The organism is Rhizobium ruizarguesonis, from assembly GCF_017357285.1.
GTDB lineage: Bacteria > Pseudomonadota > Alphaproteobacteria > Rhizobiales > Rhizobiaceae > Rhizobium > Rhizobium ruizarguesonis.
In genome coordinates this window covers 2,559,546-2,585,958 of record NZ_CP071678.1, presented here as the reverse complement: position 1 = coordinate 2,585,958, position 26,413 = coordinate 2,559,546, and the positions used below count along the sequence as shown (strand labels likewise).

Genomic DNA, 26,413 nt, shown 5'->3' with positions numbered 1-26,413 from the left:
TGCTCGACCGATGTCGTTGTCGCAAAACCGCTGCAGGCTTTGGGACGCCCTGCATCAGGGGTGGCTGGCGTAGACTTCCTGCATGCGTTTGATCTCGGGGAGCCGGGCTCTGGCTTCCTCGTAGCCGCGTTCGATCGCCTCGCCAGCCCGGTGGAATTCCGAAAGCCCGATATAGCTGAGACGCGGCTGCAGCGAGATATCAGGCGGGTCGCCGGCAAGGCGGGCGCGGGCAATCCTGTCCTGGATGATGTTGAAGGCCTGCACCATGACGCCGGTCATGCCGAGGCGCGCATAGGGCGCTTCTTCCTGTTTCTGCACTTCCTGGGCTGACAGGCTGGCATTGTGCCGGACGACGGCCGAGCGGCCGTAGAGATCGTAATTGAGATTGACGGCGACGACGAGCGGCTGCTCGTAGGCGCGGCAGACGGAGACGGGGACGGGATTGACCAGCGCGCCGTCGACCAGCGTGCGGTGATTGCTGCGCACCGGCTCGAAAATGCCGGGCAGGGCATAGGAGGCGCGCAGCGCCGTAATCAGCGAACCATTGGCGATCCAGACCTCATGGCCGGTATTGACTTCGGCCGCGACCGCGACGAACGGCCGATCGAGATCCTCGACGTTCAGGCCTTCGAGATGTTCCTGCATGCGCTTGGTCAGCCGCATGCCGCCGAACAGGCCACTGCCGCCGATGGTGAGATCGAGGAGACTTGCGATGCGGCGCATCGTCAGCGAGCGCGCGAAGCTTTCGAGTTCATCGAGTTTGCCGGCGAGATAACAGCCGCCGACCAGCGCGCCGATCGAGGTGCCGGCAATCATGCCGATCTCGACCTTTGCCTCGTCGAGTGCGCGCAGCACACCGATATGGCCCCAGCCGCGGGCGGCGCCGCCGCCGAGCGCGAGCGCGATCTTGATTTTCTTTTGAGGCGCCGGAGGCGGGAGCATATCGAGCGTGGTCGACATGCCGGAACCAGAACCCTCGCCTTCAGAGCTTTGACGATGCAGACTCCAGCTCAACATGGCGCTCTCCCCTCCCAGCAGAACACTTGATTTCCGATAGTGTGCCCGATCAGTTTCCAAATGGTATATAGAAGCGGTTTCTGGCGCAATAAGGAGCAAATGCCGGGAAATTCGGGCTATTTTCCGTAGACATCCTGCGGATCGAAATGAAGCTCGTCGTCAACGATATCAAGCATCGGTTTTCCGTCTCGAAGCGTGATCGTCCGGTAGAAGCAGGAGCGGCGGCCGGTGTGACAGGTGGCGTCGTGACCGGCCACCTCGACCTTCAGCCAGATGGCGTCCTGATCGCAATCGGTGCGGATTTCCTTCACCGTCTGGAGATTGCCCGAGGTCTCGCCCTTCTTCCAGAGCTTGCCGCGCGAACGGCTGAAATAGTGGGCCGTGCCGGTCTGGATGGTCAGCGCCAGTGCCTGGGCATTCATGTGCGCCACCATCAGCAACTCGCCGTCGCCGGCGTCGGTGACGATCGCGGTGATCAGGCCGCGGTCGTCGAAATGCGGCGTGAAATCGCCGGCGTCTTCCAACGCCGACTTGTCCTCGGATGGTTGATTGAAGATCAGTTGACTCATCGCGGCCCTCCTGAGGGAGCCGTATCAGCGGCTCCGCACCATGGTCATGAAACGGGCCTGATCGGCCGGCTCGGTCTTGAACGTTCCCGTAAAGGTGGTCGTCAACGTGGTCGAGCCCTGCTTCTGAACACCCCGCATCGCCATGCACATATGTTCGGCCTCGATCAATACGGCGACACCGCGCGGATGCAGCGTATCGTCGATTGCCCGGGCGATCTGCGCGGTCATCGTTTCCTGCGTCTGCAGGCGGCGGCCATAGATCTCGACGACACGGGCAATCTTCGACAGGCCGAGCACACGCCCGTCCGGCATGTAGGCAACGTGGGCCTTTCCGATGATCGGCACCATGTGGTGTTCGCAATGCGAGTAGAACGGAATATCCTTGACGAGGACCATGTCGTCGTAACCGGCGACCTCCTCGAAGGTGCGGCCGAGCACGTCTTCCGCCGCCATGTCGTAACCGGCAAAAAGCTCGCGGTACGATTTGACGACGCGGGCAGGCGTTTCGAGCAGACCTTCACGCGTCGGGTCGTCACCGGCCCAGCGCAGCAGAACGCGAACGGCTTCCTCCGCCTCCTGCTGGGAGGGGCGATCCGAATCTCGGTTCGTCTGCGGAAAGTTCTTTACGATGGCGTCCATGAACAATGGTCTCCTGGTCCGCACCGCGGACCCATCTGTCGGAATCGCCACTGGTCAATCCCATGCGGGAATTCATGCACCTTTGGCAGGCTCCGGGGCTTTCAGGGCAAGTTCAGCCCGTCCGGCACGGTTTCCCAATCAAACTTACACGAGGCCATTGCATTTTAATGGCCTTCGAACGACATACATATAGGAAGACGGCCATCGTATGTAAGTATCCTCAGACGACACGGTGTGTTTTTTGTTTTGACGACAATAACACCCCTGCAGAGGCCGATCCGCAGCGATTTTGGAGCGGAAATCCAATATGGACGACATCTATAACAGCAAAATCCTCGAATTCGCCGGCAATATTCCGTTGACCGGCACGCTTGATGATGCCGATGCGAGCGCCCAGGCCCATTCCAAGCTCTGCGGCTCGAAGGTGCGGATCTGGCTGAAGATGGACCGCGATACCGTGACCGGTTTTGCTCATGACGTGAAGGCCTGCGCGCTCGGCCAGGCCTCGTCCTCGATCATGGCCCGCCATGTCGTCGGCGCCACGTCGGACGAATTGCGCCAGGCGCGCCAGGACATGCTCGCCATGTTGAAGGCGGATGGGGCGGGGCCCCAGGGACGCTTCGAAGACATGCGCTATCTGCTGCCGGTGCGCGACTACAAGGCCCGCCATGCCTCGACGATGCTGACCTTCGATGCGGTCGTCGATGCGATCGGGCAGATCGAGGCGAAACGGGCGGAAGTTGTCGAGGCATAACGGAGATGTGCGAGTTCTGCGCCCCGCAGGCTGACGATGAGGACGACGATGGCGCCGCCGGACCGGACAAGCCGCGTGAAAAGGCCGCACGCACTTCCCGCAATTATACCGGTCCTTTCCGCAAGACTCCTGACCGCCTGCTCGGCATGGGGCTCATCCGCCTCTACCAGCTGACGCTTTCCGGCTTCATCGGCAATTCCTGCCGACATATCCCGACCTGCTCCGAATATGGCTACGAGTCGATCGCTCGCCACGGCCTTTGGGCCGGCGGCTGGATGGCGCTGTTTCGCGTCGGCCGCTGCGGCCCGGGCGGCACCAGCGGCCTCGACCAGGTGCCGGAGATGCTCGGCGACAGCTTCCGCTGGTGGACGCCGTGGCGTTATCTCGCCCTCGGTCGGAAGGGACGGCCGGCGCTATGAGCACCTTCATCGCCCTTCTGCACAGCATCGTTCTGACGCCCGAGCGCCGCGTCATCATGGAAGATTTGCGCGCGTTGGCGGAAGAGCTCGGCTATCGCGAGCCCCGCACACTGGTTTCAACAGGCAATCTCGTCTTCGAGGCCGATGACATGCGGCCGCACGAACTCGAGGTCCACCTGGAAGAGGGCTTCGAAGAAAAGTTCGGCAAACATGTCGATATCATCGTGCGCAGCGACTGCACCTGGATGGCGCTTGCCAGCACCAATCCCTTCAAGGACGGCAACGCTGATGAGGTTATCGTCCGGGTGATGCGCCTGCCCGTCGACCCGAAGAAGGTGGAGGCACTGAAACCGCTGATGACGGAGGGACAGCGCATCGCTGTCGTCGGCGGCGATCTCTGGATCGATTTCGCCGGCAAGCCGAGCCAGTCCAAGCTGCTTTCGGCGCTGACGACCAAGCGGATCGGCGTCGGTACGATGCGCAACTGGAACACCGTGTGCGGCCTTGCCGAAATGATCATGTAGCCGGGGCTTCGTCTTTACTCGCGCAGCAAATCTGAGTATCAGGCGGCAGCGCATCCAAGGACGGAGGCGCTGTCGTTGCAACCACCCGCATTCGTTGGCGGGACTGGACAAGGAGAATTTCGATGTCCCAAGCTATTTCCCTGACATTTCCCGATGGTTCCGTGCGCCGCTACGATGCCGGCGCAACCGGCCGGGATGTCGCTGAATCCATTTCCAAGTCGCTCGCCAAGAAGGCAGTGGCCGTTGCTATCGACGGCGCCGTGCGCGACCTTTCCGATCCTGTGACGACGGGCAGAATCGAGATCATCACCCGCAATGACGACCGCGCGCTGGAACTCATCCGCCACGACGCGGCGCATGTCATGGCCGAAGCGGTCCAGGAGCTGTGGCCTGGCACCCAGGTGACGATCGGCCCGGTCATCGAAAACGGTTTCTATTACGACTTCGCCAAGAACGAGCCCTTCACACTCGACGATCTGCCGAAGATCGAAAAGAAGATGAAGGAGATCATCGCCCGCAACGCCGCCTTCACCAAGCAGGTCTGGTCGCGCGAGAAGGCGAAACAGGTCTTCGCCGACAAGGGCGAGCGGTACAAGGTCGAGCTCGTCGACGCGATCCCGGAAGGGCAGGATCTCAAGATCTATTACCAGGGCGCCTGGTTCGACCTCTGCCGCGGCCCGCACATGGCCTCGACCGGCCAGATCGGCTCTGCCTTCAAGCTCTTGAAGGTGGCCGGCGCCTACTGGCGCGGCGACAGCAACAATCCGATGCTGAGCCGCATCTACGGCACGGCCTTCGCCGAGCAGTCGGAACTCGACAACTACCTGCATATGCTTGCCGAAGCCGAAAAGCGCGATCACCGCCGCCTCGGCCGCGAGATGGATCTCTTCCATTTCCAGGAAGAGGGTCCTGGCGTCGTCTTCTGGCACGGCAAGGGCTGGCGTGTATTCCAGACGCTGGTTGCCTATATGCGTCGCCGGCTTGCCGGCGAATATCAGGAAGTCAACGCGCCGCAGGTGCTCGACAAGTCGCTGTGGGAGACCTCCGGTCACTGGGGATGGTACCGCGACAACATGTTCAAGGTGACGGTTGCCGGCGACGACACGGACGACGACCGCGTCTTCGCACTGAAGCCGATGAACTGCCCCGGCCATATCCAGATTTTCAAGCATGGGTTGAAATCCTACCGCGAGCTGCCGATCCGGCTTGCCGAATTCGGCAATGTCCACCGCTACGAGCCGTCGGGCGCGTTGCACGGGCTGATGCGCGTGCGCGGTTTTACGCAGGACGATGCGCACATCTTCTGCACCGACGAGCAGATGGCCGCCGAATGCCTGAAGATCAACGACCTGATCCTTTCGGTCTACAAGGATTTCGGCTTCGACGAAGTCACGATCAAGCTCTCGACCCGGCCGGACAAGCGCGTCGGTTCGGACGAGCTCTGGGATCGCGCCGAAAGCGTGATGATGGGCGTGCTGGAAACGATTCAGCAGCAGTCCAACAACATCAAGACCGGCATCCTGCCGGGCGAGGGCGCCTTCTACGGTCCGAAGTTCGAATATACGCTGAAGGATGCGATCGGCCGCGAATGGCAATGCGGCACGACGCAGGTCGACTTCAACCTGCCGGAACGCTTCGGCGCCTTTTACATCGACAGCAACTCCGAAAAGACGCAGCCGGTGATGATCCATCGCGCCATCTGCGGCTCGATGGAGCGCTTCCTCGGCATCCTGATCGAGAACTTCGCCGGCCACATGCCGCTCTGGGTATCGCCGCTTCAGGTGGTGGTCGCAACGATCACTTCGGAAGCCGATGCCTACGGGCTTGAAGTGGCCGAGGCGCTGCGCGAGGCCGGTCTCAACGTCGAGACCGACTTCCGCAACGAGAAGATCAACTACAAAGTCCGCGAGCATTCGGTCACCAAGGTTCCTGTCATCATCGTCTGCGGCAGGAAGGAAGCCGAGGAGCGCACGGTCAACATTCGCCGTCTCGGCAGCCAGGAACAGGTTTCGATGGGGCTCGACGCTGCCGTCGAGAGCCTTGCGCTCGAAGCGACACCGCCCGACATTCGTCGCAAGGCCGAAGCAAAGAAAGCCAAGGCCGCCTGAAATAACCGGGATCTGACAGCGCCGTACGCGGCGCTGTCGGAAATCTGATATATAATCGCAATATTGTCGCCACGAACGGGGAGCGGGTTATCCCGAGGCCGGAGTGCGCTTCAAAGAATTATCCTATGCCAATGATCGAGATCCGCGCCTGAAGCGCTGGTTGATCCGCTCGATCGAGGGGCTGTCGGGCCGTGACCGCTATGTCAGACTCTACGACGTCTGGCGCAGCGACATCATCGGCAGGAGCGACCGCGTGTTCGCCAGAGCGCTCGATCTCATCGACGTTTCGGTCGAGGTTAAGGGCGACTGGCCGCTCGAACCCGTTCCCACCGAGCCGATCGTCATCGTCGCCAACCACCCCTTCGGCATTGGCGACGGCATCGCCGTGCTGGCACTTGCCGAACAGCTCGGCCGTCCCTTCAAGGTGCTGATCCACAACGATCTCTTGAAGATGCCGGAGATGGCGCCCTATTCACTGCCGATCTCATTTGCGGAGACCAAGGAGGCGATGACGCTGAACTTGAAAAGCCGGCACGAGGCGGTGCGGCTGCTCAAGGAAGGCACGACCATCATCGTCTTTCCGGCGGGCGGCGTTGCGACCGCCAAGAGGGGTTTCGGCCGGGCCGAGGATCTGCCGTGGAAGATGTTTCCGGCAAAACTCATCCAGGCGACGCATGCCAGCGTGCTGCCAATCTATTTCGAGGGTCAGAACGGCCGGCTGTTTCATCTGGCTAGCCGGGTGTCGATGACGCTGCGCTTGTCGCTGCTGATCGGCGAGTTCCGCCGGCTGTCCGGCAGCACGATCACGGCACATGTCGGCAAAGTGCTGACCTGGGAGGCGCTGAGCAGTGGTGCCGATCGGAAGGGTCTGCTTGCCCGCCTCTATGGAGCGGTGTTCTCGATGGCGCCGCCGAAAAGTACCTTCCAAACGTCTCGGCTGAGCCGAAACCGCTCACGGTAAAATCAATCGAGGCTGGTGTCGTCACCGCCCGGCTGCGGCACGAGCTGTTCGTAGGAGGGCAGCGGCTCCACCGGAGCCGGCTGGACGCCTGGCGGCGGCGGCGTGCCGACTGGCACTTGTTGCACCGTGCGGGCAGCATCCACCGGCGGCTGCGGCTGCTGGTCCTTCATCAGAACCTCGACATCGGTGTTCCTGCCGGCGACGACGGTGAAATCGCGCTGGTAGATCTTGTCCTTGTTGCGGGCGACGGCGGAATATCCGCCTTCGGCGAGAACCATGGTCGGGAAGGCGCTGACGCTTTCGCCGACGCTGTCGCCGGCGGCCGTCAGGATCGACCATGCCGTATCGGCGATCGCCTCGCCACCGGCATCGGAGACCAGCTTGAAGGTGATCTGCGCGGCGCGATGCTGGATCGTCGCCTCGGTCAGCTTGCCGGCCTCGACCTGGATGTCGGCGCGGATCACGGCGTTGACGCTGCCATATTCGGAAACGATGTGATAGGTACCGGCATTGAGGCGGACGATGGTATTCGGCGAAACATCGGCCATGACGAGGCCGCGCTCGCCATCGTCGCGCACTTCCGAAGAATAGATCGAGAAGCTCAACTGGTCGGGGCGGATGCGGGCGTCGGTGCCGGAGACGGCATTGAGCAGCAGGCCGCCGGCATCGAGCACCATCACCTGCTTGTCGACCTCGCCTTCAGCAGGCACGGTCAATTTCTTGGTGACGCCGGCGCGGCCGAAAGAGACGTTGACGAAATAATCACCGGGCGCGAGCTGGAAGGCGGCAGGTCCGCCCTTGGCGCTGGCGATCAGCGGCAGTTTGCCATCGGATCCGGCGATCGGGCTGAAGACGTACCAGGATAGGCCTTCCTCAACCGGCGTGCCGTCCGCCGTCAGCTTCGCTTCCATCGGGACGTCGCGCAGCTTGACCCCTTCGGGCACCGCGCCGGGCGCGATGAAGGCATCGAGCTTCGGCATCTTCGGCGTCGATTCAAGCTGTTTGAATCCCTTGAAGGCATCCTGAGCGCCGGCGCCGAGGGGCATCAATACCATCAGGGCAATGGCAAGGCCGATGCGTGCAAAAGGCAAAATGCCAAACATCTGTTTCGTGAACCGATTGACTTCTGAAATCGCAAAGGCCACTTCAAGACCAACGCGATGGCAAATTCAAGACCCACCCTTTGCAGCAGCATAAATAATGAGAGCCTCTCCCGCATGAAATCCGATATCAAGCTGATCGACTACCTCGCCGTGCGCCGCTCCATCCCCGCTTTCCAGATGTGCGAACCAGGCCCCGAGAAGGCCGAGATCGAGGAGATCCTGCGTCTCGCCTCGCGTGTTCCCGATCACGGCAAGATCGCCCCCTGGCGCTTCATCGTCTATCGCGGAGAACAGCGCGTGCGTCTCGGCGAGGAGCTTCTGACGCTGGCGATTCAGACAAAGCCCGAACTTTCCGAAGAGATGATTCAGGTCGAGCGCAGCCGTTTCACCCGCGCGCCCGTGGTCGTCGCCGTCGTCAGCAAGGCAGGACCGCATATCAAGATCCCGGAATGGGAGCAGTTGATGTCAGCCGGCGCGCTTTGCTTCAATGTCATTCTCGCCGCCAACGCCAATGGTTATGTCGCCAACTGGCTGACGGAATGGTTCGCCTATGACGAGCGCGCCTATCCGCTGCTCGGCGTCGGGCCTGATGAAAAAGTGGCGGGCTTCATCCATATCGGCTCGACGACATTTCCGGTAATCGAGCGGCCGCGGCCGGAGCTTGCCGACACCGTGACCTGGGTCGGCGGAGACGATTGATGTTCTATACCACCGACAGCAACCGGCACGGGCTTGCACATGATCCTTTCAAGGCGATCGTGTCGCCGCGCCCGATCGGCTGGATCGGTAGCAAGGGCAGGGATGGCTCGATCAATCTCGCGCCTTATTCTTTTTTCAATGCCGTCGCCGATCGGCCGAAGCTGGTGATGTTTTCTTCCGCTGGACGCAAGCACAGCCAGCGCAATGCGGCCGAGACCGGCGTCTTCACCTGCAATTTCGTCAGCCGCGATCTCGCCGAGAAGATGAACCTCTCCTCGGCGGCGCTGCCCTACGGCGACAGCGAATTCGACTTCGCCGGCCTGACGCCGAAGCAGGCCGAACTGATCGACGCGCCCTATGTCGGCGAGGCTTTCGCGGTGCTCGAATGCAAGGTCACGGAGGTCATCGAGCCGAAGACGCTGTCGGGGGAACCGTCCGAAAACGTGCTGGTCTTCGGCGAAGTGGTCGGCATCCGCATCGACGAAGCGATCGTCAGGGACGGCCGCCTCGACATGTCGATCGCCCGACCTGTCGCCCGTATGGGCTACATGGATTACAGCGAAGGCAGCGATGTTTTCGAGATGATCCGGCCGCAACTGCCACCAATTGAAGGCTAACCGCAAGGCATACAAAGGCTTAAGAAATATGGTGAACCAATCTTAAACCTTTTGCCGCTACCGTCGCAGCATTGAATGGAACGCGAAAGAATCGCGTTCAAGTGCTGGGGCGTCGCGTGATCGTAGAAGCTTTTCTTCGTTGGGTCGAAACGGCCAAGACAGGCGACCGGGCCCGGGCCGCAAACGCGCTCGGGCGAGCCTATCTGCAGTCCGAGATGACAGGGGATGAGCGGGCGGCAGCCGAGATGGCAATGACGTTTCTTCTCGACGATCCGTCGCCGCGCGTGCGGCTTGCGCTTGCCGAGGCGATTGCCTGGTCGCCCGATGCGCCACGCAGCCTGATCCTTTCGCTTGCCGAGGACCAGCCCGAGGTCGCCTGCCACGCGGTGACCTGTTCGCCGCTTTTGAGCGATGCCGATCTGGTCGACCTTGCCGCGCGCGGCAATGGCGCCACCCGCATGCTGATCGCAGCAAGGGCGCATGTGACACGTCCAGTTTCCGCGGCCCTTGCCGAGGTCGGTGACGAGGAAGAGCTGCTCTGCCTGCTCGAGAATGACGGTGCAGTGATTTCCAGCCTGTCGCTGAAACGCATCGCCGAACGGCTCGGCGACTGCTGCGATATCCGCAATCTGCTTCTCGACCGCAGCGACCTTCCGGCCGATGCCCGCCAGTTGCTGACCCAGCATGTCAGCAATGCGTTGATCGGGCTGCCGCTGGCGCAGGCGGCGATCGGCCTGCAGCGGCTTCAGCGCATCAGCCGCGAGGCGACCGAGGCTGCCATCGTTTCGATCGCCGGCGATATCGCCCCACGCGAAATACCCGACCTCGTCCAGCATCTGCGCCTCAACGGCCGGCTGACGCCATCCTTCCTGATGCATGCGCTCTGCGCGGGCAAGGTGGACTTCTTCGCCGGCGCGATCGTCGATCTGACCGCGTGCAACGAGCGCCGTGTGCGTTCGATCCTGGCAACCGGGCGGATGCATGCCGTGCGTGCGCTTTACGAGTCCGCCGGCCTGCCAAGGGATATCAGCGTCATCTTCGTCGAGGCGACGATGCTGTGGCGCGACGCCGCCAGAAAAGGGCCGGGCAGCGTGCTCGGCAATGTCTGCGGCCGTCTTCTCGAAAAATTCCGTCATCACGACGCGCATGGCGCGATCGGCGAACTGCTCGACATGGTGGAAAAGCTTAGTGTCACCGAGCAGCGACAATCGGCCCGCGTCTATGCGGCGCTTGCGGCGGCCTAATCAGCGAGCCGCGTCACCACCCAGGAATAACTGGCGGATACGAAGTGCACGGGTTTGGTCAGTGTGTCCCTGACGCTTTTGCCTGAGGGCAGATGGGCGCGGACCTGTCCGGCAATACCTTCAGCAAAACCGGCGATCCGTCCTGCGGGTTCCTCGGGCGCTGCGACAGCGACCTCGGATGCGGCGGCAGGCACGGGCGCCGATTCCGGCGGCTCGGCGGCGGCGATGGCTTTCGGCGCCTCGCACACCGCGATCACCGAGGGATAATTGACATTCACATAGGTCTTCAGCCGTCGTTCGGCTTCCGCGTCGCAAGCGGCAACGGTTTCCCAGCGTTTATCGACCGTCGCGACATAATTGCACTGGCTGATGGAATCGTCGCAGCCGAGAATGGTCATCGCGATCAGCACCGCTTGCATATTCTGCTTCCTTGATTATTGAGCACATCATCGTCTTAGAGGGCGCAATTCCAACCGAATGAAGGCAACGGTATTAACTCTTCGTCATGTCGGGAAAAATTGTGCCCCGCGCCAGCAGAGGGAGCCACATGTCTGTCACCATCGCCCTTGAACCGCCGCGCCAGGAGGGCGTCATCCGCCTTCTCGATCTTTCCGATGCCTATGCGCAATCGCTCTATCCGGCTGAAAGCAACCATCTGGTCGACCTCTCCTTGCTGGAGAAGCCTTCGGTGAGCTTCCTCGTTGCGCGCAACGGCGATGCGATCGTCGGCTGCTGCGCACTGGTCGAGGCCGGTGACGGCACGGCGGAGATCAAGCGCATGTTCGTCGATCCCGAGGCGAGGGGACTGAGGATCGCCAGCGGCCTGATGAATGCGCTCGAAGCAATCGCAGGGGGAAAGAGGCTGACGGCAATCCGGCTCGAAACCGGCATCTACCAGCCCGAGGCGATCGCTCTCTACCGCAATTTCGGATATCGGGAAATCGAGCCCTTCGGCAGCTATCTGCCGGACCCGCTCAGCCTGTTCATGGAAAAGCACTTGGGCTAGCCGGTCTGCGAAACCATGTTCAGCCTTCGGCGACGCGCGGCATGGTTTTCGGCGAACCGGGGACCGGCGGCGGGGCCTGTTCATCGATGATGATCTGCGGTCCGGTTTCGCTCTTGTCGGCGTTGCGGGCCTCGTGGATCCACTCGCGCCAGATGGCGACGATCAGCGCCATCAGCACCGGGCCGATGAAGAGGCCGAGGAAACCCATCGTCTTGACGCCGCCGACGAGGCCGAAGAAGGTCGGCAGGAAGGGTAGCTTGATCGGACCGCCGACGAGCTTCGGCCGCAGCGTCTTGTCGACGATGAAGAGCTCTACCGTACCCCAGACGAAGAGACCGATGCCGGCGACATGCGAGCCGCTCGCCAGCAGATAGATGGAGACCAGCGTGAAGGAGAGCGGCGCACCGCCCGGTATCAGCGCCATCACGCCCGTCAACACGCCGAGCGTCACCGGCGAAGGCACGCCGGCAATCCAGTAGGCAAGGCCGAGCACGATGCCTTCGCCGATCGCGATCAGCGTCATGCCCATGACAGTGGAGCTGATCGTCGCCGGCACGACGCGGGAAATGCGCTCCCAGCGGTTCGGCAGGATGCGCTCGCCCAGCATGTCGATCTGCTTGGAGAAGGAGAAGCCGTCGCGATAGACGAAGAACAGCGCGATCAGCATAAAGAGCAGCGTCAGCAGTAGGTGGAAGGCGCCGCCGCCGGCCGCAAGCACGGCGCGATAGATGTTGCCGATATTGGCGCCGCTGACCGCCTGGATGACTTCGCCCAGGGCGCCGGGACTGCCGATATATTTCGTCCAGACTTCATCGAGATAGGCGCCCGCCCAAGGCAGCGCGACAATCCAGTCGGGTGTCGGAGCGCCGGCGCGGTTGGCATGGATTGCCCAGGCGACCCAGGTGCGCACTTCGCCCGTCGTATAGGTCACCGCAAGCCCGATCGGGATGACCAGGAAGGTGATGATCATGATGATGGCGATGGTCGCGGCGATCGTCGTATTACCGCCGACGCGGGCAAGAAGCTTGCGGTAGAGCGGCCAGCTGGCGAAGCCGATGACGAGGGCTGCGAGCACCGGCACGAGGAAGCCGTAGAAGAAATAGACGCCGGCAGCGACGACCAGGACCAGCAGCCAGCGCGCCGCCGAAATGGAGGGAATCAGCGGCGTGCGCGTCTGCGCCGACGATCCGAGCCATCGCGGTTCATGATTGCTTTTCTGACGGTCGAACACACCCACGCGCGCCTCTTCTTTTTCTTGTACTCTGGTTATGGGCCATCAACCCGGCGGTTTCAAGGTCCGCACCATGAAAGCGTATACAAACCGTCGCTATTCGACCTCGGATCCGAGCGTCTTACTGCTGCGGGCGGTTGAGAACCTTGAAGGCATAGAATTGCGTCTTCTGGCTGGTCGAAAAATTATTGTCGGAGCCGAGAATGAGAACATCGGTGCCGTCCTTGGCCTTGCCGAGCGACATGGCCTCGATATTGTCGGGAACGAGGCCGATTGCCCTCAAATCGAGGACTTGGCTCTTGCGGGCGGGAACGACGCGCTGGTCGTTTTTGGCCAGGGACGCGATGGCGGATACATCGGTGGCATCAGTCAGATCCATCATCATGATCTTGATGCTGTTGCCGAAGCCCTGGGCATAACTGCGTTCGACGGCGAGCAGGCGGTGATCGTCGAGGGCAAGTATTTCAGACATGCCGTTGTCATTACCGTCGTCGGCCTTGGCGGCGGCCTGCGGGATCGGCGAGACCGGGTAGACATACTCGGCCTTCGGCTCGCCGGTTGCGCCGTCGTAACGGACGATGCGCGACAGGCTGCCTGACGTCAGCGAGGGGTTCGGGCCGTCCTGATAGAGAGCGGCTTCGACACCGACGAACACATCGCCGGAGGGCGCGACGGCGAGATCCTCGAAAGCGAGATTGTCGCGGATGCCGGTCGACTTGTCTGCGGTCGGCGCAAAGCCCTCCGGCAGCTTGAATTCGCGGACGAAGGAACCGTCCGGCGCAGCGACACGGACGAAGGGCGCCAGCAGCGCCTTGCCGTCGCCTTCGCTGCCCCAATAGATGCCGTCCTTGCCGAGGCGGATCGATTCCGGATCGACGGTCCGGGCAGCGAAGGGCTCGCCGTTCTTGTCCTTCAACGTCACCTGCTTGACGACAGAAACGCTCTTGAGACCGGATGCGTCGAGATCGACGTTGAGTTCATAGAAGCGGGCCGGGCCTCTTTCCGAGCGGTCGTCGCTGATGGCGAGATAGTGGCCGGTGGCGGCATCGAAATCGAGGCCGGAAATGCCGCCAAATTCGACGCCGTTTTCCATGTGGCCGGTGGGGATGACGAATTCACCGAGATAGGAGAGCGAAATGCCGGCAGCGCAATCGCCGAAGGGGCAGGTGGTCTCGAAGGTGGCGCCGATATCGGTGGCGCTGGCGGAGACGGTGCTGGACAGGAGAACGAAAGCGGCAGCCGCGAGAAAACGCTTGGTCATGACAAATATCCGGCAAGGGTTGAAAACGGTTCAAACGGGCGCAGCTCCTCCCCGAGGGGAAGGCGCGCCGACCGCTTCATGCGCCGGTTGTTTAACGGAGTTGTTACGATTCTTCGTCAGTTCGGTGAAATCGTGAATGCTAAAATGCGGCGCGCCGAACCCGACCGTTTGGCGCGCTCGACCTAATACCCTAAATATCGAGGTTCTCCGCGAAGGCCGCGCGGTCCTGGATGAAGCGGAAGCGGGCTTCCGGCTTGGTGCCCATCAGATCGTCGACGGCGGCGCGCGTGCCTTCGAAATCCACCTCGTCGATCAGCACCTTGAGCAGGGTGCGCTTGGACGGATCCATCGTGGTTTCCTTGAGCTGGGCGGGCATCATCTCGCCGAGACCTTTGAAGCGGCTGATCTCGACCTTGGCCTTGCCCTTGAACTCCGTCTGCATCAGCTCGGCGCGATGATTATCGTCGCGGGCATAGGCGGATTTCGCCCCTTGGGTGATTTTGTAGAGCGGCGGCACGGCGAGGAAGAGATGGCCGCCGCGCACCAGCTCCGGCATCTCCTGATAAAAGAAGGTGATGAGCAGCGATGCGATATGAGCGCCGTCGACGTCGGCATCGGTCATGACGATGATGCGCTCGTATCGCAGGTCTTCGTCGCGATATTTCGAGCGCGTACCGCAGCCGAGAGCCTGGACGAGATCGGCGAGCTGCTGGTTGGCGCCGAGCTTTTCGCGACCGGCGCTGGCGACGTTGAGGATCTTGCCGCGCAGGGGAAGGATCGCCTGGTTGGCGCGGTTGCGCGCCTGCTTGGCCGAACCGCCTGCCGAATCGCCCTCGACGATGAAGAGTTCGGCACCCACGGCGGTGTTCTGCGAGCAGTCGGCGAGCTTGCCGGGCAGGCGCAGCTTGCGCACCGCCGTCTTGCGGTTGACTTCCTTTTCCTTGCGACGGCGCAGGCGCTCCTCGGCGCGCTCGATCACCCAGTCGAGCAGCTTGGCCGACTCGTTCGGATTGTCGGCAAGGTAATGGTCGAAGGGATCGCGGAGCGCGTTCTCGACGATGCGCTGCGCCTCGACGGTCGCAAGCCTGTCCTTGGTCTGGCCGACGAATTCCGGCTCGCGAATGAAGACCGACAGCATGCCGACCGCCGAGATCATCACGTCGTCGGTGGTGATCTGCGCGGCGCGCTTGTTCTGCGTCAGCTCGGCATAGGCCTTCAGGCCCTTGGTCAACGCAATGCGCAGGCCGGCCTCATGTGTGCCGCCTTCGGTCGTCGGAATGGTGTTGCAATAGGAATGAACCTGCGGATCGCCGCCATACCAGGTGATCGCCCATTCCATCGAGCCGTGGCCGCTCACCTTCTCCGTCTTGCCGGCAAAGATCTCGCGGGTGACGGTGAACTCCTTGCCCATCGTCGCCTGGAGATAGTCCTTCAGGCCGCCGGGGAAGTGGAAGACGGCCTTGTCAGGCACTTCGGAGCCTTCAGGCAGCACGCCCTGTTCGCAGCTCCAGCGGATTTCGACGCCGCCGAACAGATAGGCTTTCGAGCGCGCCATTCGGAAGACGCGGGCGGCATCGAACTTCATGTGATCCCCAAAGATCTGGGGGTCTGGATGGAAGCGCACGCGGGTGCCGCGGCGATTATGGACGTCGCCCAACTCTTCGAGCCCGCCCTGCGGCAGGCCGCGGGAGAAGCGCTGGCGGTAGAGCTTGCGGTTTCGCGCCACCTCGACCTCGAGGTCGTCGGAGAGCGCGTTGACGACCGAGACGCCGACGCCGTGCAGGCCGCCCGAGGTCTCGTAGGCCTTGCCGTCGAATTTGCCGCCGGCATGCAGCTTGGTCATGATGACTTCGAGCGTCGACTTGCCGGGCACCTGCGGATGGTTCTCGACCGGGATGCCGCGGCCGTTGTCGGAAACCGTCAGATAACCCTCGAGGTCGAGATAGACCTCGATGAAATTGGCGTGCCCGGCGACCGCCTCGTCCATCGCATTGTCGATGACTTCGGCAAACAGGTGATGCAGCGCCTTTTCATCGGTGCCGCCGATATACATGCCCGGACGCATGCGCACCGGCTCAAGTCCTTCAAGGACGCGAATCGACGAGGCACCGTAATCATCCGAGTTCGAGGCGGCGGGCGCCGGGCGCGCCGAGGCTCCGGCAGCCGGGGGTGCTGCGGCGGCGGGCGCAGCCGTCACCGGCGGCCGTTCGGCGGGCGCGGCAGGCTTCTGCGCCTCCTCGCGTTTTTCAGAGAGGGGCATTCCGGAAAAGAGGTCGTTGCTATCGTCCATGGAGCCGTTCAGATCTTCATCCTGTCTTAGGTCTGGCTTGGGCGGGCATCCGCCGCCGACCCAAAATCACCGCATTTCATGCCACGTTTGCGAATCAGGCAGATTTTGCCAGAAAGCACATCTATACGCGACACCGCCTGTTTTGGCGGGCTTTTCCCAAATGATTTGCGTTGCCGGGCGCGGAATGGCAAGCGGCGGCGGGCTTCAGGAACCATCCGAATGCGAATGTCCACAAGTCATTGCACCATCTTCACCGCAATTGCGGCGTTTTTCTTGTCCGCGGCCATCCTCTCCGCTGTTGGCCCGGCGCAGGCAGCCGATGCTTTGCCGCCTTTCAAGGATGATCTGTTTTCGAAGCAGGCCGTGCTGCAGACGGGCGATGACGGCGCCTTCGAGGTCATCGACTATGACGAGATGCGAGATATCAACGGCCGCGACCAGATCCCGCAAAAGCGGGTGCAGCAGAAATATGTGGCGCTCGGCATCCGCAAGACCCAGGCGGACGAAACGCTGTCTGTCGACGGCATCAAGCTCGATGTCACCAGGGTGGGACCGGCCGGGAATGCCGCCTTCACGGTGATTTTCATCCATGGGCGCGACGGTGACCGGCGGCTCGGCGCCAACGACTACAGCTTCGGCGGCAATTTCAACCGGCTGAAGAACCTCGTCGCCGGCAATGGCGGCGTTTATTATTCGCCGACGGTCAAAAGCTTCGACAGCAGCGGCGTTGCGGCGATCGCCGGGCTGATCCGCTATGCCAGCGCGCAATCACCCGGCCGGCCGATCATCCTTTCCTGCGCCTCGATGGGCAGCCAGGTCTGCTGGGGCATTGCGCGCGACAGCGACAGCGTCAAGCGGCTGAGGGGCATGCTGATCATGAGCGGGGTGACCGATCCCGATTTCACCAGGAGCGCCTTCTACAAGGCAAAGCTGCCGCTCTGGTTTGCCCATGGTAGCCGCGATCCGGTCTATGCCGCCGCCGACCAGCAGGCGCTGTTCGAAAGCCTGCACAAGGCAAAATATCCGGCGCGTTTCACGCTGTTTCAGACCGGCAATCACGGGACGCCGATCCGGATGATCGACTGGCGCAGGGTGTTGAACTGGATTCTCGCCGGCTAGAGTGCATCGGGCCGATGCGTGGATTCTAAATGCTACCCTGACGTGTCTGAACAGACGCGCGGCGCTGTAGCGGACGATTTTCGGCAGAAATATGCGCGGGATCGCAGAGATTCCCCTTACGTCAAGGGCATGATGCTTTTCTTTGCTGCAAGCTTTTGATATTGCCCAAGGCATAAGCAGATTGTGGAAGGCCAGCATGACACCTGATGTGCGCCCGCTTGTGGCGGGAAACTGGAAAATGAATGGCATGCGTGCCTCCCTGGATCAGATCAAAGCGATCGCCGAGGGTGTTCGCCCGCCGCTGGCCGATAAGGTCGAAGCGCTGATCTGCCCGCCGACGACGCTGCTGTATGTGGCGACGGCGCTGTGCACCGACAGCCCGCTGGCGATCGGGGCTCAGGACTGCCATCAGAAGCCATCGGGCGCGCATACCGGCGACATTTCGGCCGAGATGATTGCTGATTGTTTCGCCACCTATGTCATCGTCGGCCACTCCGAGCGGCGCACCGATCATGCCGAAACCGACCATCTGGTCCGCGCCAAGGCGGAGGCTGCCTTTGCTGCCGGGCTGACGGCGATCATCTGCATCGGCGAAACGGCGGATGAGCGCCGGGCAGGCCAGGCGCTCGACGTCATCAAACGCCAGCTTTCCGCCTCCGTTCCCGATAGCGCGACTGCCGAAAATACGGTCATCGCCTATGAACCGATCTGGGCGATCGGCACCGGTGTGACGCCGACATCAGGCGATGTCGAAAAGGCGCATGCCTTCATGCGCGCAGAGCTGGCGACCCGCTTCGGCGATGGCGGCCGCAAGATGCGCCTTCTCTACGGCGGCTCGGTCAAGCCGGCCAATGCGGAAGAGCTGATGGGCGTTGCCAATGTCGACGGCGCGCTGATCGGCGGGGCGAGCTTGAAAGCGGCCGACTTCCTTGCCATCTACCGGGCCTATGAGGCGCTGCTCGCCTGAGACATTTTTTATTCCTGGGTTTATTCCCGGGTTTATTCCTGGCCGAAGGGCTTGGAATAGATGAAAGCCTCATGTAAAGAGCCGCCAGAATTCTTACTTATGTCCGTCTCGAGGCGGGCAGGACTGGACCCATGCAGACCGTATTGATTGTCATCCATCTCATGATCGTGCTCGCCCTCGTTGGCGTCGTGCTCATCCAGCGCTCGGAAGGCGGCGGCCTCGGCATCGGCGGCGGTTCGGGCTTCATGTCGGCCCGCGGCACGGCCAATGCGCTGACGCGCACGACCGCGATTCTTGCGACTCTGTTTTTCCTGACCTCGCTCGGCCTCGGCATACTGACGCGTTACCAGGGCCGTCCGAGCGATATTCTCGATCGCATCCCTGCAACAGGCGGCCAGGGCAACGGTATTCTCGATTCGCTCGGCGGCGCGCAGGCTCCGGCAAATCAGCCGGCCGGCAACGGTGTTCCGAGCAGCGGGGCTGCAACGCCCGCACCACAGGCTCCCGCCGCTCAGACGCCGGCAACTGGGGCTCCGGCAACTCAGGCCCCGGCAGCCACCGCACCTTCAACGACTGCTCCGGCAACGACTGCCCCGGCAACGCCCGCAGTTCCGGCCGCGCCGGCACCGGCTCAGCCGTCCGGCGTCCCGACGGGACAGTAAGCCGGTCTTCGACATAAACCGCCGGCAGGCCCTCGGGTCTGCCGGTTTTCTTTTGTTTAGATTCCTGCGCCACGCATCGAAAGTTCTGGAAAAGAATTTTTGGGCTGGTGGAATCGTTTTTGAAAAGGTATCCGGTGACTCCCATGGCGCGATACGTATTCATCACTGGCGGCGTGGTTTCCTCTCTCGGAAAAGGAATTGCGGCCGCGGCTCTCGGAGCGTTGCTGCAGGCCCGTGGATATCGGGTCCGGCTTCGCAAGCTCGACCCCTATCTGAACGTGGACCCGGGCACGATGAGCCCGACCCAGCACGGCGAGGTCTTCGTCACCGACGACGGCGCGGAAACCGATCTCGATCTCGGTCACTACGAACGCTTCACGGGGCGTTCGGCGACCAAGACCGACAACATCACCACCGGCCGCATCTACAAGAACATCATCGACAAGGAACGGCGCGGCGATTATCTCGGCGCGACGGTGCAGGTCATCCCGCACGTTACCAACGAGATCAAGGATTTCGTCACCGAGGGTAATGGCGATTACGACTTCGTCATCTGCGAGATCGGCGGCACGGTCGGCGACATCGAGGCGATGCCGTTCATGGAGGCGATCCGCCAGCTCGGCAACGACCTGCCGCGCGGCACCGCCGTCTACGTCCACCTGACGCTGATGCCCTACATTCCGGCGGCCGGCGAACTCAAGACCAAGCCGACGCAGCATTCGGTCAAGGAACTGCAGGCGCTCGGCATTCATCCCGATATCCTGCTGGTGCGCGCCGATCGCGAAATTCCGGAAGCCGAACGCCGCAAGCTCTCGCTGTTCTGCAACGTTCGCCCGTCCGCCGTCATCCAGGCGCTCGACGTCGCCAACATCTATGACGTGCCGATCGCCTACCACAAGGAAGGCCTCGACGACGAAGTCCTTGCCGCTTTCGGCATCGAGCCTGCGCCAAAGCCGCGGCTCGACCCGTGGGAAGAGGTCTGCAATCGCATCCGCACGCCGGAGGGCGAGGTGACGATCGCGATCGTCGGCAAATATACCGGCCTCAAGGATGCCTATAAGTCGTTGATCGAGGCGCTGCATCACGGCGGCATCGCCAATCGCGTCAAGGTCAACCTCGAATGGATCGAATCCGAGGTCTTCGAAAAGGAAGATCCGGCGCCCTATCTCGAAAAAGTACACGGCATCCTCGTGCCCGGCGGCTTCGGCGAACGCGGTTCGGAAGGCAAGATCCACGCTGCCCGCTTTGCCCGGGAGCGCAAGGTGCCGTATTTCGGCATCTGCTTCGGCATGCAGATGGCGGTCATCGAGGCGGCGCGCAATCTCGCCGACGTCTCCGGTGCCTCCTCGACTGAATTCGGCCCGACGAAAGAACCGGTGGTCGGCCTGATGACCGAATGGGTCAAGGGCAACGAGTTGCAGAAGCGCACGGCAGCCGGGGATCTTGGCGGCACGATGCGACTCGGCGCCTACAAGGCGGCGCTGAAGAAGGGCACGAAGATCTCGGATATCTACGGTTCCACCGATATTTCCGAGCGTCACCGCCACCGCTACGAGGTCAATATCGACTACAAGGACCGGCTCGAGAACTGCGGCCTCGTCTTCTCCGGCATGTCGCCGGACGGCGTGCTACCGGAGACGATCGAATATCCCGATCATCCCTGGTTCATCGGCGTGCAGTACCACCCGGAACTGAAGAGCCGACCGCTCGACCCGCATCCGCTGTTTGCCAGCTTCATCGAAGCGGCGACGGAACAGAGCCGCCTCGTCTGACGTATGCCAACACCAGATCGCGTTGTGTCAGGCGCGATCTGGATAACATTCGTGCTCGCGCTATCTCGCCGGCATGACCCCTTCACGCAGCACGACCGTCTCACGCTTCATCGCGGCACCACGCGAGCGCATCTACCGTGCCTTCCTCAATGCGGAGGCGGTCGCCACCTGGCTTCCGCCTGATACGATGAAGGGCATCGTCCATGCCTTCGAGGGCAGGGAAGGCGGCGCCTTCAGCATGTCGCTCGTCTATCCCGATGACGAGGCGTCGCAGCCGGGCAAGACCTCTGACAAGATCGACAAGTTCCAGGGCCGTTTTGCACGGCTCGTGCCTGACGAGAACGTCGTCTGGGCGACGGTCTTCGATTCCGAGGATGAAGATTTTTCCGGCGAGATGACGGTCAGCACGACATTGTCGCCCGCCGATGGAGGCACCGATGTGACGATGGTCTGCGACAACATCCCCTCCGGCATTCGCCTTAAAGACAATGAAGAAGGCTGCCGCTCGACGCTCGACAACCTCGCCGCCTTCGTCGGCGGTTGACGATCGCCGGCAAGGACATGCCCCTGCCGGCGAACTCAACGTTTACGCAGCGGCCGGCAGCGGCCCGATATAGACCGAGCGCGGACGGATCAGCCTGCCTTCGAGCGCCTGTTCGCGCGCATGCGCCAGCCATCCGACAGTGCGGCCGATCGCGAAGACGCCGGTGAAGGCCTCACGCGGAAAGCCCAGCGTTTCGAGCAGCAGCGCGGTATAAAACTCGACATTGACGTCGAGCGGCCGGTTCGGCTTGCGCACCTTCAGGATCGCCAATGCAGCCGTCTCCACGGCTTCCGCCAGAGCGCCGCGGGCGCTGTTCACCTGTCCGGTTGAGATCAACGGCTTCAGCGCTCCCTTCAGCGCATCGGCGCGCGGATCGCGGACGCGATAGATGCGGTGGCCGAAGCCCATCAGCCTTTCGCCGCGGTCGAGCGCTTCGCCGAGCCACGAGTAAGCATTCTCCGCCGTTCCGATCGCATCCAGCATGTCGAGCACGGGACCGGGCGCGCCGCCATGCAGCGGCCCCTTCAAGGCGCTGAGCGCCGCCAGCACCGAAGAGGTGAGGCCGGCCTGCGTCGAGGCAATGACGCGTGATGCGAAGGTCGAGGCATTGAGGCCATGGTCCGATATCGTCACGAGATAGGTGTCGAGTGCCGCTGTCTGCTCCCTGGTCGGCAATTTTCCGGTCAGCATGCGCAGGATATCGGCTGCCTGCGACAGCGAGGCGTCGGGCGCGATCGGTCTTTTGCCGCGTTGCTTGCGAAGGATCGCCGGCAGGAAAACTGCGGGCGCAGCCAGAAGGCTGAGAGCGGTATCGAAATCCTCGCCGTCGGGCAGCCGGGCGATCAACGCCCGCATCGCATCAACAGGAGGCAAAGCGAGAAGGGCGGCATCGGCGGCCTTGATATGGCCGAAAATCCTCGTTCGCGCCTGCGCCAACCAGTCGCGCAATTCCGCTTCGTCGAAGCTTTTTTCCATCAGCCCATCCAGCAACAGGGCGGCGACGCCTTCATAGGTGCCGTCTGCAACCAGGTGATCCAGCGATACACCGCGGATGATCAGTCGTCCCGCTTCGCCATCGACATCCGAAAGCTGCGTTTCGGCAGCAATGACATCTTCCAAGCCGTTTTTCATATCGTTTTCTCCTTTACGACCGGGATGATCGGACCTAGTCTCATTGACGTCAATCTTGATGCAATTGATCAATGTGAGGTTCCGATGTCGTGGCTGACTGCCGAGGAGGCGCTGCGGGCGTTGAAGACCAAGCCGCAGACGCTCTATGCCAATGTCAGCCGCGGGCGCATCCGCGCCAAGCCCGATCCTGCCGACCCGCGCCGCAGCCTCTACCAGGCTGCCGACGTACAGCGGCTTGCCGAACGCCATGCCGGCCGCCGCAAGACCGAAACCGTTGCTGCCGAGGCGATCCGCTGGGGCGATCCGGTTCTGTCCTCGGCAATCTCCACCATCATCGGCGGACGGCTTTTCTACCGCGGAAAGGATGCCGCCGATTTCGCTGAAGTCGCGACGCTGGAGCAGACGGCGGCACTGCTCTGGAACGGCGCGGAAACACTCTCCTCCGGCAGCGAGACCGGACATGCCTGTCCGTCGCTTCAGGCTGCCTTCCTGGCGCTGGCGGGGCGGGTGACATCGGATCTGCCGTCGCTCGGCCGCTCGCAGGCAGCACTTCGCCGCGAAGCAAGTGGCGTTCTCCGCACCATCGCCGATGCACTGGCGCCGAGGCCTTTCGACCAGCCGCTGCATCTCAGGCTTGCGGCAAGCTGGCAGCGGCCGGATGCTGCCGATTGCCTGCGTCGCGCGCTGGTGCTGCTTGCCGATCACGAACTCAACGCCTCGACCTTTGCGGCGCGGGTCACAGCATCGGCGGGTGCAGCCCTTTCGGCCGTCGTGCTGTCCGGTCTGGCGACGCTGACAGGCCCGCTGCACGGTGCTGCCTGGCAGGGCATCGACGCCTTGATCGAGACCGCTTCCGCCCTTGGGGCGGAGCAGGCGATCCGCCGCACGCTTGCCCAGGGCAATCGCCTTTCGGCCTTCGGCCATCCGCTCTATCCCGATGGCGATGTCAGGGCCTTAGCGCTACTTTCGCACTTCCCCCTGCCGCCGCAGTTTGCCGAGCTCCGGGAAACCGGCGAGGAGATGGTCGGCGAGAAGGTCAACGTCGATTTCGCGCTTGCCGCAATGGCCGCCGCCTTCGATCTCCCGAGGGAGGCGCCGATCATCATCTTCTCGCTTGCCCGTTCCGCCGGTTGGCTAGCGCATGCGATGGAGCAGATCGACAGCGGCGAATTGATCCGGCCGCGGGCGCGTTATACCGGACCGGCGCCTGAAACGGATAGTAGAACGTAAGAATTCCGCCGGCGATTGCGCCGGTTTGCTTTTTTTGCCTAGGGAAATATTTGAATTCGGCTATCATCCCTTACATGGAAGAAGACGGTTGGCGGGTGCTTTCCAAAAGAGCTGTTCCGCACGGTCAAGGGGACTTTCCATGAATACGACGTTTCGCAGCCTTTTTGCCGCCGCACTCGCTCTCGGCCTCATTCCGCATGGGGCGGCCTTTGCGCAGTCTGCCGGCTGCACGGTATCGCGTGATGCCGGCGCCCGCCAGGTGCTCAGTTGTCCCGGCGGCGTCACGGTGACGGCAGAGGCCGGCGCCGCCTACAGCCTCGTCGACCGCAACCGTGACGGCAGCCCCGATTCGGCATCGCTGCGCCGCAAAGCCATTCTCGTCGATGTCGACAGCACCCAGCACGCCGGTGGTTTCCAGGTCGTGACGCCGCAGGCGATCGCTGCCGTGCGCGGCACCCAATGGGCTGTCGATGTCGCAGGCGACAAGACCTCGGTGCTGGTCGTCAGAGGCAGCGTCGCGGTTCGCCGGCCGTCCGGCGAGCCGGTGGTGCTATCGCCGGGCGAAGGCGTCGATGTCATTGGTGGAACCGAACCCCTCGTCGTGCGTCGCTGGCCGGCGCCGCGCGCCGCCGCCCTACTTGCCCGCCTCGGCCAATAAATCCCATGAACCATCGTCTGTTGACCGTGATCGCGCTGCTGCTCGCCGGTCTTTGGGCGGCTGCTCTCGGTTATACCCATCTCAATGCCGGAAGCGGCCTTCTCGACCGGATGGAAGCCTCGCTTGCCGATATCCGCAGCGCCATCGTCGGGGTGAAAACACCGCCTCCCGTCCTCTCGATCGTTGCGATCGACGACCGCACCGCTAGGGCGCACGGCTATCCGCTCGATCGGGCGACACTTGCGCGCCTCGCCGGCGCGATCACCACGTTGAAGCCGAAGGCTTTGGCGATCGATATTCTGCTCGTCGATCCGGGGCCGGAGGCGGGTGATGCGGCACTGACGACCGCGCTTCGCCAGGGGCCGAGCGTGATTGCGGCCGCGGCCACTTTCGCGCAAAGCAGCCAGCGGGTCACGGATGTGGCCGGTGATCCGCTTGCCGCCATCCCTGAGGCAAACCAGCTTCTCTTGCCGCTTCCGCGCTTTGCCGAGGCAGCTGCGGTCGGCATCGTCAATGTCGCAACCGACCAGACCGGCACGCCGCGCTTCATTCCGCTGATCTCGCGTTCCGCAGACCGGCTGGATCCGGCTTTTCCGCTGCGTGTCGCGTCGGTGGCGCTCGGCGTCGATCCCACCATCGAACCCGATGCCATCATGCTCGGAAAGCTGCGTATTCCCACCGATATCGGCCAACGCCTGCCGGTGACCTTTTATGGCGGGCATGGCAGCATCGCCACCTTCAGCGCCGCCGATGCGCTGGATGGCAAGCTTTCGGCGGATGCGGTCACTGGTCGCATCGTCGTCATCGGTTCGACGGTGACTGGCGGCGGCGACGTCTTCCCGACGCCGTTCGATCCTGTCATGCCCGGCGTCGAGGTAATGTCGACGGCGATCACCCATCTCGTCACCGGCGACGGCATGGTGCGCGACCATAGGATAAGGCTGATCGATGCCGGCATTGCCGTCGGTCTGACGCTCGTGCTCGTTTCGCTGGTCGCCTGGCGCCGCAGTACGGCAGGCTACATCATCATCGTGCTGACGCTGATCGTCTGGGCGATGATCAACCTGTCGGCCTTTGCGCATGGCTACTGGCTGAGTGCGGCGCTGCCGATCGCCGCAGCGCTGCCGCCGGCGCTGATCTTCGCGGCGGCCGAACTCTGGCTCGACCGCGGCCGCGCCCGCCATTTCGCCGAGCAGAGCGCGCTCCTGCAGCGCATCGAGGCGCCCGGCCTCGGCGAGTGGCTGGCGCGCGATCCGAATTTCCTTGCCGCGCCGGTGCGCCAGAACGCCGCCGTCATCTTCATCGACCTCTCGGGTTTCACCGGCCTCAGCGAAAATGTCGGGCCAGTGGCGGTCAGCGAGATGCTGAGCGGCTTCTTCGAACTGATCGACGAAGAGGCGCGCGCCCACGGCGGCGCCATCACCAGCTTCATGGGCGACGGCGCGATGATCTTGTTCGGCTTGCCGGAGCCGGCCAATGACGATGGCGCCCGCGCCGCTGCCTGCGCGGTCAGCCTCTGCGAGCGCACACGGGCCTGGCTTCAAGCCCATGCCGGCTTTGCCCCGAAGAAGATCGGCTTCAAGGTCGGCGCCCATTGCGGCCCGATCGTCGCCTCGCGATTGGGCACCGGCGACCGGCAGCAGATCACGGCGGCGGGAGACACCATCAATGTCGGCAGCCGGCTGATGGAGGTGGCCGCCCGCCATGGCGTCGAACTGGCGCTGAGCGCCGAAATCGTCCGCGCTGCCGGCCCCGATAGCGTGCTCACACAGTCCGGCCGCATGGAGGGACCGTTGGAAACGGCGCTGCGCGGCCGGGCAAGCCGCATCGACGTCTGGCTGTGGCGTAGCCGTACGCTTTGACAATCGCCGCGGGAGCGGCTAGGAAC

General features: G+C 62.8%; 26 protein-coding genes. 17 read left to right on the top strand and 9 right to left on the bottom strand.

Annotated elements, in window-relative coordinates; all coding sequences use genetic code 11:
- Positions 1-54: 54 nt before the first annotated feature.
- The 3 genes from J3P73_RS12850 to folE all read right to left on the bottom strand — a co-directional run bounded on the left by J3P73_RS12850 (position 55) and on the right by folE (position 2,225).
- The gene (locus J3P73_RS12850) at positions 55-1,017 is read right to left on the bottom strand and encodes a patatin-like phospholipase family protein (protein ID WP_018072178.1); all 963 of its coding nucleotides are present in this window, start codon (positions 1,015-1,017) and stop codon (positions 55-57) included.
- Between the two features lie 116 nt (positions 1,018-1,133).
- Positions 1,134-1,586, bottom strand: coding sequence for a phosphoribosyl-AMP cyclohydrolase (gene hisI, locus J3P73_RS12845; RefSeq protein WP_017960562.1), 453 nt, complete (start codon positions 1,584-1,586; stop codon positions 1,134-1,136).
- 24 nt (positions 1,587-1,610) lie between these two features.
- The gene (gene folE / locus J3P73_RS12840) at positions 1,611-2,225 is read right to left on the bottom strand and encodes a GTP cyclohydrolase I FolE (RefSeq protein ID WP_130691816.1); all 615 of its coding nucleotides are present in this window, start codon (positions 2,223-2,225) and stop codon (positions 1,611-1,613) included.
- A 307-nt stretch (positions 2,226-2,532) separates the two neighbouring features.
- Here folE and J3P73_RS12835 point away from each other — a divergent pair, with 307 nt between their 5' ends.
- The 5 genes from J3P73_RS12835 to J3P73_RS12815 all read left to right on the top strand — a co-directional run bounded on the left by J3P73_RS12835 (position 2,533) and on the right by J3P73_RS12815 (position 6,991).
- The gene (locus tag J3P73_RS12835) at positions 2,533-2,979 is read left to right on the top strand and encodes an iron-sulfur cluster assembly scaffold protein (RefSeq protein ID WP_018495798.1); all 447 of its coding nucleotides are present in this window, start codon (positions 2,533-2,535) and stop codon (positions 2,977-2,979) included.
- A 5-nt stretch (positions 2,980-2,984) separates the two neighbouring features.
- Positions 2,985-3,398, top strand: a complete 414-nt coding sequence (gene yidD / locus J3P73_RS12830) for a membrane protein insertion efficiency factor YidD (protein WP_207579643.1) — start codon at positions 2,985-2,987, stop codon at positions 3,396-3,398.
- Complete coding sequence (locus J3P73_RS12825; RefSeq protein ID WP_130691814.1) at positions 3,395-3,922, top strand: DUF1697 domain-containing protein; 528 nt, start codon at positions 3,395-3,397, stop codon at positions 3,920-3,922. The genes yidD and J3P73_RS12825 overlap by 4 nt, the downstream gene beginning before the upstream one ends.
- Positions 3,923-4,044: 122 nt before the next feature.
- Positions 4,045-6,030, top strand: a complete 1,986-nt coding sequence (gene thrS, locus J3P73_RS12820) for a threonine--tRNA ligase (protein WP_130771529.1) — start codon at positions 4,045-4,047, stop codon at positions 6,028-6,030.
- A gap of 103 nt (positions 6,031-6,133) precedes the next feature.
- A complete protein-coding gene (locus J3P73_RS12815) occupies positions 6,134-6,991 on the top strand; it encodes a lysophospholipid acyltransferase family protein (protein WP_075225569.1) in 858 nt (285 codons plus the stop codon).
- Positions 6,992-6,993: 2 nt separating this feature from the next.
- On the opposite strand, the gene J3P73_RS12810 is transcribed toward J3P73_RS12815, so the two are convergent.
- Positions 6,994-8,094, bottom strand: a complete 1,101-nt coding sequence (locus J3P73_RS12810; protein ID WP_130691808.1) for a hypothetical protein — start codon at positions 8,092-8,094, stop codon at positions 6,994-6,996.
- A gap of 114 nt (positions 8,095-8,208) precedes the next feature.
- Between J3P73_RS12810 and J3P73_RS12805 the strand changes: the two genes are divergently transcribed.
- The 3 genes from J3P73_RS12805 to J3P73_RS12795 all read left to right on the top strand — a co-directional run bounded on the left by J3P73_RS12805 (position 8,209) and on the right by J3P73_RS12795 (position 10,654).
- Positions 8,209-8,793 (top strand): nitroreductase family protein, encoded by a 585-nt coding sequence (locus J3P73_RS12805; protein WP_024322669.1) that lies wholly within the window; start codon positions 8,209-8,211, stop codon positions 8,791-8,793.
- Positions 8,793-9,410: a flavin reductase family protein gene (locus tag J3P73_RS12800; protein WP_018072171.1), complete on the top strand. Its 618-nt coding sequence runs from the start codon at positions 8,793-8,795 to the stop codon at positions 9,408-9,410. Before J3P73_RS12805 ends, J3P73_RS12800 begins: the two co-directional genes overlap by 1 nt.
- Before the next feature lie 101 nt (positions 9,411-9,511).
- Positions 9,512-10,654: a DUF2336 domain-containing protein gene (locus J3P73_RS12795; RefSeq protein ID WP_018072170.1), complete on the top strand. Its 1,143-nt coding sequence runs from the start codon at positions 9,512-9,514 to the stop codon at positions 10,652-10,654.
- Here the strand turns inward: J3P73_RS12795 and J3P73_RS12790 are convergent.
- Positions 10,651-11,073 (bottom strand): hypothetical protein, encoded by a 423-nt coding sequence (locus J3P73_RS12790; RefSeq protein ID WP_018072169.1) that lies wholly within the window; start codon positions 11,071-11,073, stop codon positions 10,651-10,653. The genes J3P73_RS12795 and J3P73_RS12790 overlap by 4 nt on opposite strands.
- 128 nt (positions 11,074-11,201) lie before the next feature.
- Between J3P73_RS12790 and J3P73_RS12785 the strand changes: the two genes are divergently transcribed.
- The gene (locus J3P73_RS12785; RefSeq protein WP_130771527.1) at positions 11,202-11,660 is read left to right on the top strand and encodes a GNAT family N-acetyltransferase; all 459 of its coding nucleotides are present in this window, start codon (positions 11,202-11,204) and stop codon (positions 11,658-11,660) included.
- Between the two features lie 19 nt (positions 11,661-11,679).
- Here J3P73_RS12785 and J3P73_RS12780 read toward each other — a convergent pair whose 3' ends face one another.
- The 3 genes from J3P73_RS12780 to parE all read right to left on the bottom strand — a co-directional run bounded on the left by J3P73_RS12780 (position 11,680) and on the right by parE (position 16,442).
- Complete coding sequence (locus J3P73_RS12780; protein WP_130691804.1) at positions 11,680-12,897, bottom strand: AI-2E family transporter; 1,218 nt, start codon at positions 12,895-12,897, stop codon at positions 11,680-11,682.
- 115 nt (positions 12,898-13,012) lie between these two features.
- Positions 13,013-14,152, bottom strand: a complete 1,140-nt coding sequence (locus J3P73_RS12775; protein ID WP_024322666.1) for an esterase-like activity of phytase family protein — start codon at positions 14,150-14,152, stop codon at positions 13,013-13,015.
- 190 nt (positions 14,153-14,342) lie between these two features.
- On the bottom strand, positions 14,343-16,442 hold the full coding sequence (gene parE, locus J3P73_RS12770) for a DNA topoisomerase IV subunit B (protein ID WP_024322665.1): 2,100 nt from the start codon (positions 16,440-16,442) through the stop codon (positions 14,343-14,345).
- A 219-nt stretch (positions 16,443-16,661) separates the two neighbouring features.
- Here parE and J3P73_RS12765 point away from each other — a divergent pair, with 219 nt between their 5' ends.
- The 5 genes from J3P73_RS12765 to J3P73_RS12745 all read left to right on the top strand — a co-directional run bounded on the left by J3P73_RS12765 (position 16,662) and on the right by J3P73_RS12745 (position 21,506).
- On the top strand, positions 16,662-17,561 hold the full coding sequence (locus J3P73_RS12765) for a phospholipase (protein ID WP_024322664.1): 900 nt from the start codon (positions 16,662-16,664) through the stop codon (positions 17,559-17,561).
- A gap of 196 nt (positions 17,562-17,757) precedes the next feature.
- The gene (tpiA, locus tag J3P73_RS12760) at positions 17,758-18,528 is read left to right on the top strand and encodes a triose-phosphate isomerase (protein WP_024322663.1); all 771 of its coding nucleotides are present in this window, start codon (positions 17,758-17,760) and stop codon (positions 18,526-18,528) included.
- A 131-nt stretch (positions 18,529-18,659) separates the two neighbouring features.
- Entirely contained in the window at positions 18,660-19,190 is a 531-nt protein-coding gene (gene secG / locus J3P73_RS12755; RefSeq protein WP_024322662.1) for a preprotein translocase subunit SecG, read from the top strand.
- Between the two features lie 143 nt (positions 19,191-19,333).
- Entirely contained in the window at positions 19,334-20,962 is a 1,629-nt protein-coding gene (locus tag J3P73_RS12750) for a CTP synthase (RefSeq protein ID WP_018072161.1), read from the top strand.
- Between the two features lie 73 nt (positions 20,963-21,035).
- Positions 21,036-21,506 (top strand): SRPBCC family protein, encoded by a 471-nt coding sequence (locus J3P73_RS12745; protein WP_024322661.1) that lies wholly within the window; start codon positions 21,036-21,038, stop codon positions 21,504-21,506.
- 42 nt (positions 21,507-21,548) lie between these two features.
- Here the strand turns inward: J3P73_RS12745 and J3P73_RS12740 are convergent, their stop codons facing one another.
- Entirely contained in the window at positions 21,549-22,637 is a 1,089-nt protein-coding gene (locus tag J3P73_RS12740; RefSeq protein ID WP_024322660.1) for a citrate synthase/methylcitrate synthase, read from the bottom strand.
- A gap of 84 nt (positions 22,638-22,721) precedes the next feature.
- Between J3P73_RS12740 and J3P73_RS12735 the strand changes: the two genes are divergently transcribed.
- The 3 genes from J3P73_RS12735 to J3P73_RS12725 all read left to right on the top strand — a co-directional run bounded on the left by J3P73_RS12735 (position 22,722) and on the right by J3P73_RS12725 (position 26,387).
- Positions 22,722-23,867: a citrate synthase gene (locus tag J3P73_RS12735; protein ID WP_024322659.1), complete on the top strand. Its 1,146-nt coding sequence runs from the start codon at positions 22,722-22,724 to the stop codon at positions 23,865-23,867.
- A gap of 139 nt (positions 23,868-24,006) precedes the next feature.
- Complete coding sequence (locus tag J3P73_RS12730; protein ID WP_024322658.1) at positions 24,007-24,525, top strand: FecR domain-containing protein; 519 nt, start codon at positions 24,007-24,009, stop codon at positions 24,523-24,525.
- Positions 24,526-24,530: 5 nt separating this feature from the next.
- Positions 24,531-26,387 carry a CHASE2 domain-containing protein gene (locus J3P73_RS12725; RefSeq protein WP_130681688.1) on the top strand — a complete coding sequence of 619 codons (1,857 nt, stop codon included), beginning with the start codon at positions 24,531-24,533 and terminating at the stop codon, positions 26,385-26,387.
- The last annotated feature ends 26 nt before the right edge of the window (positions 26,388-26,413 follow it).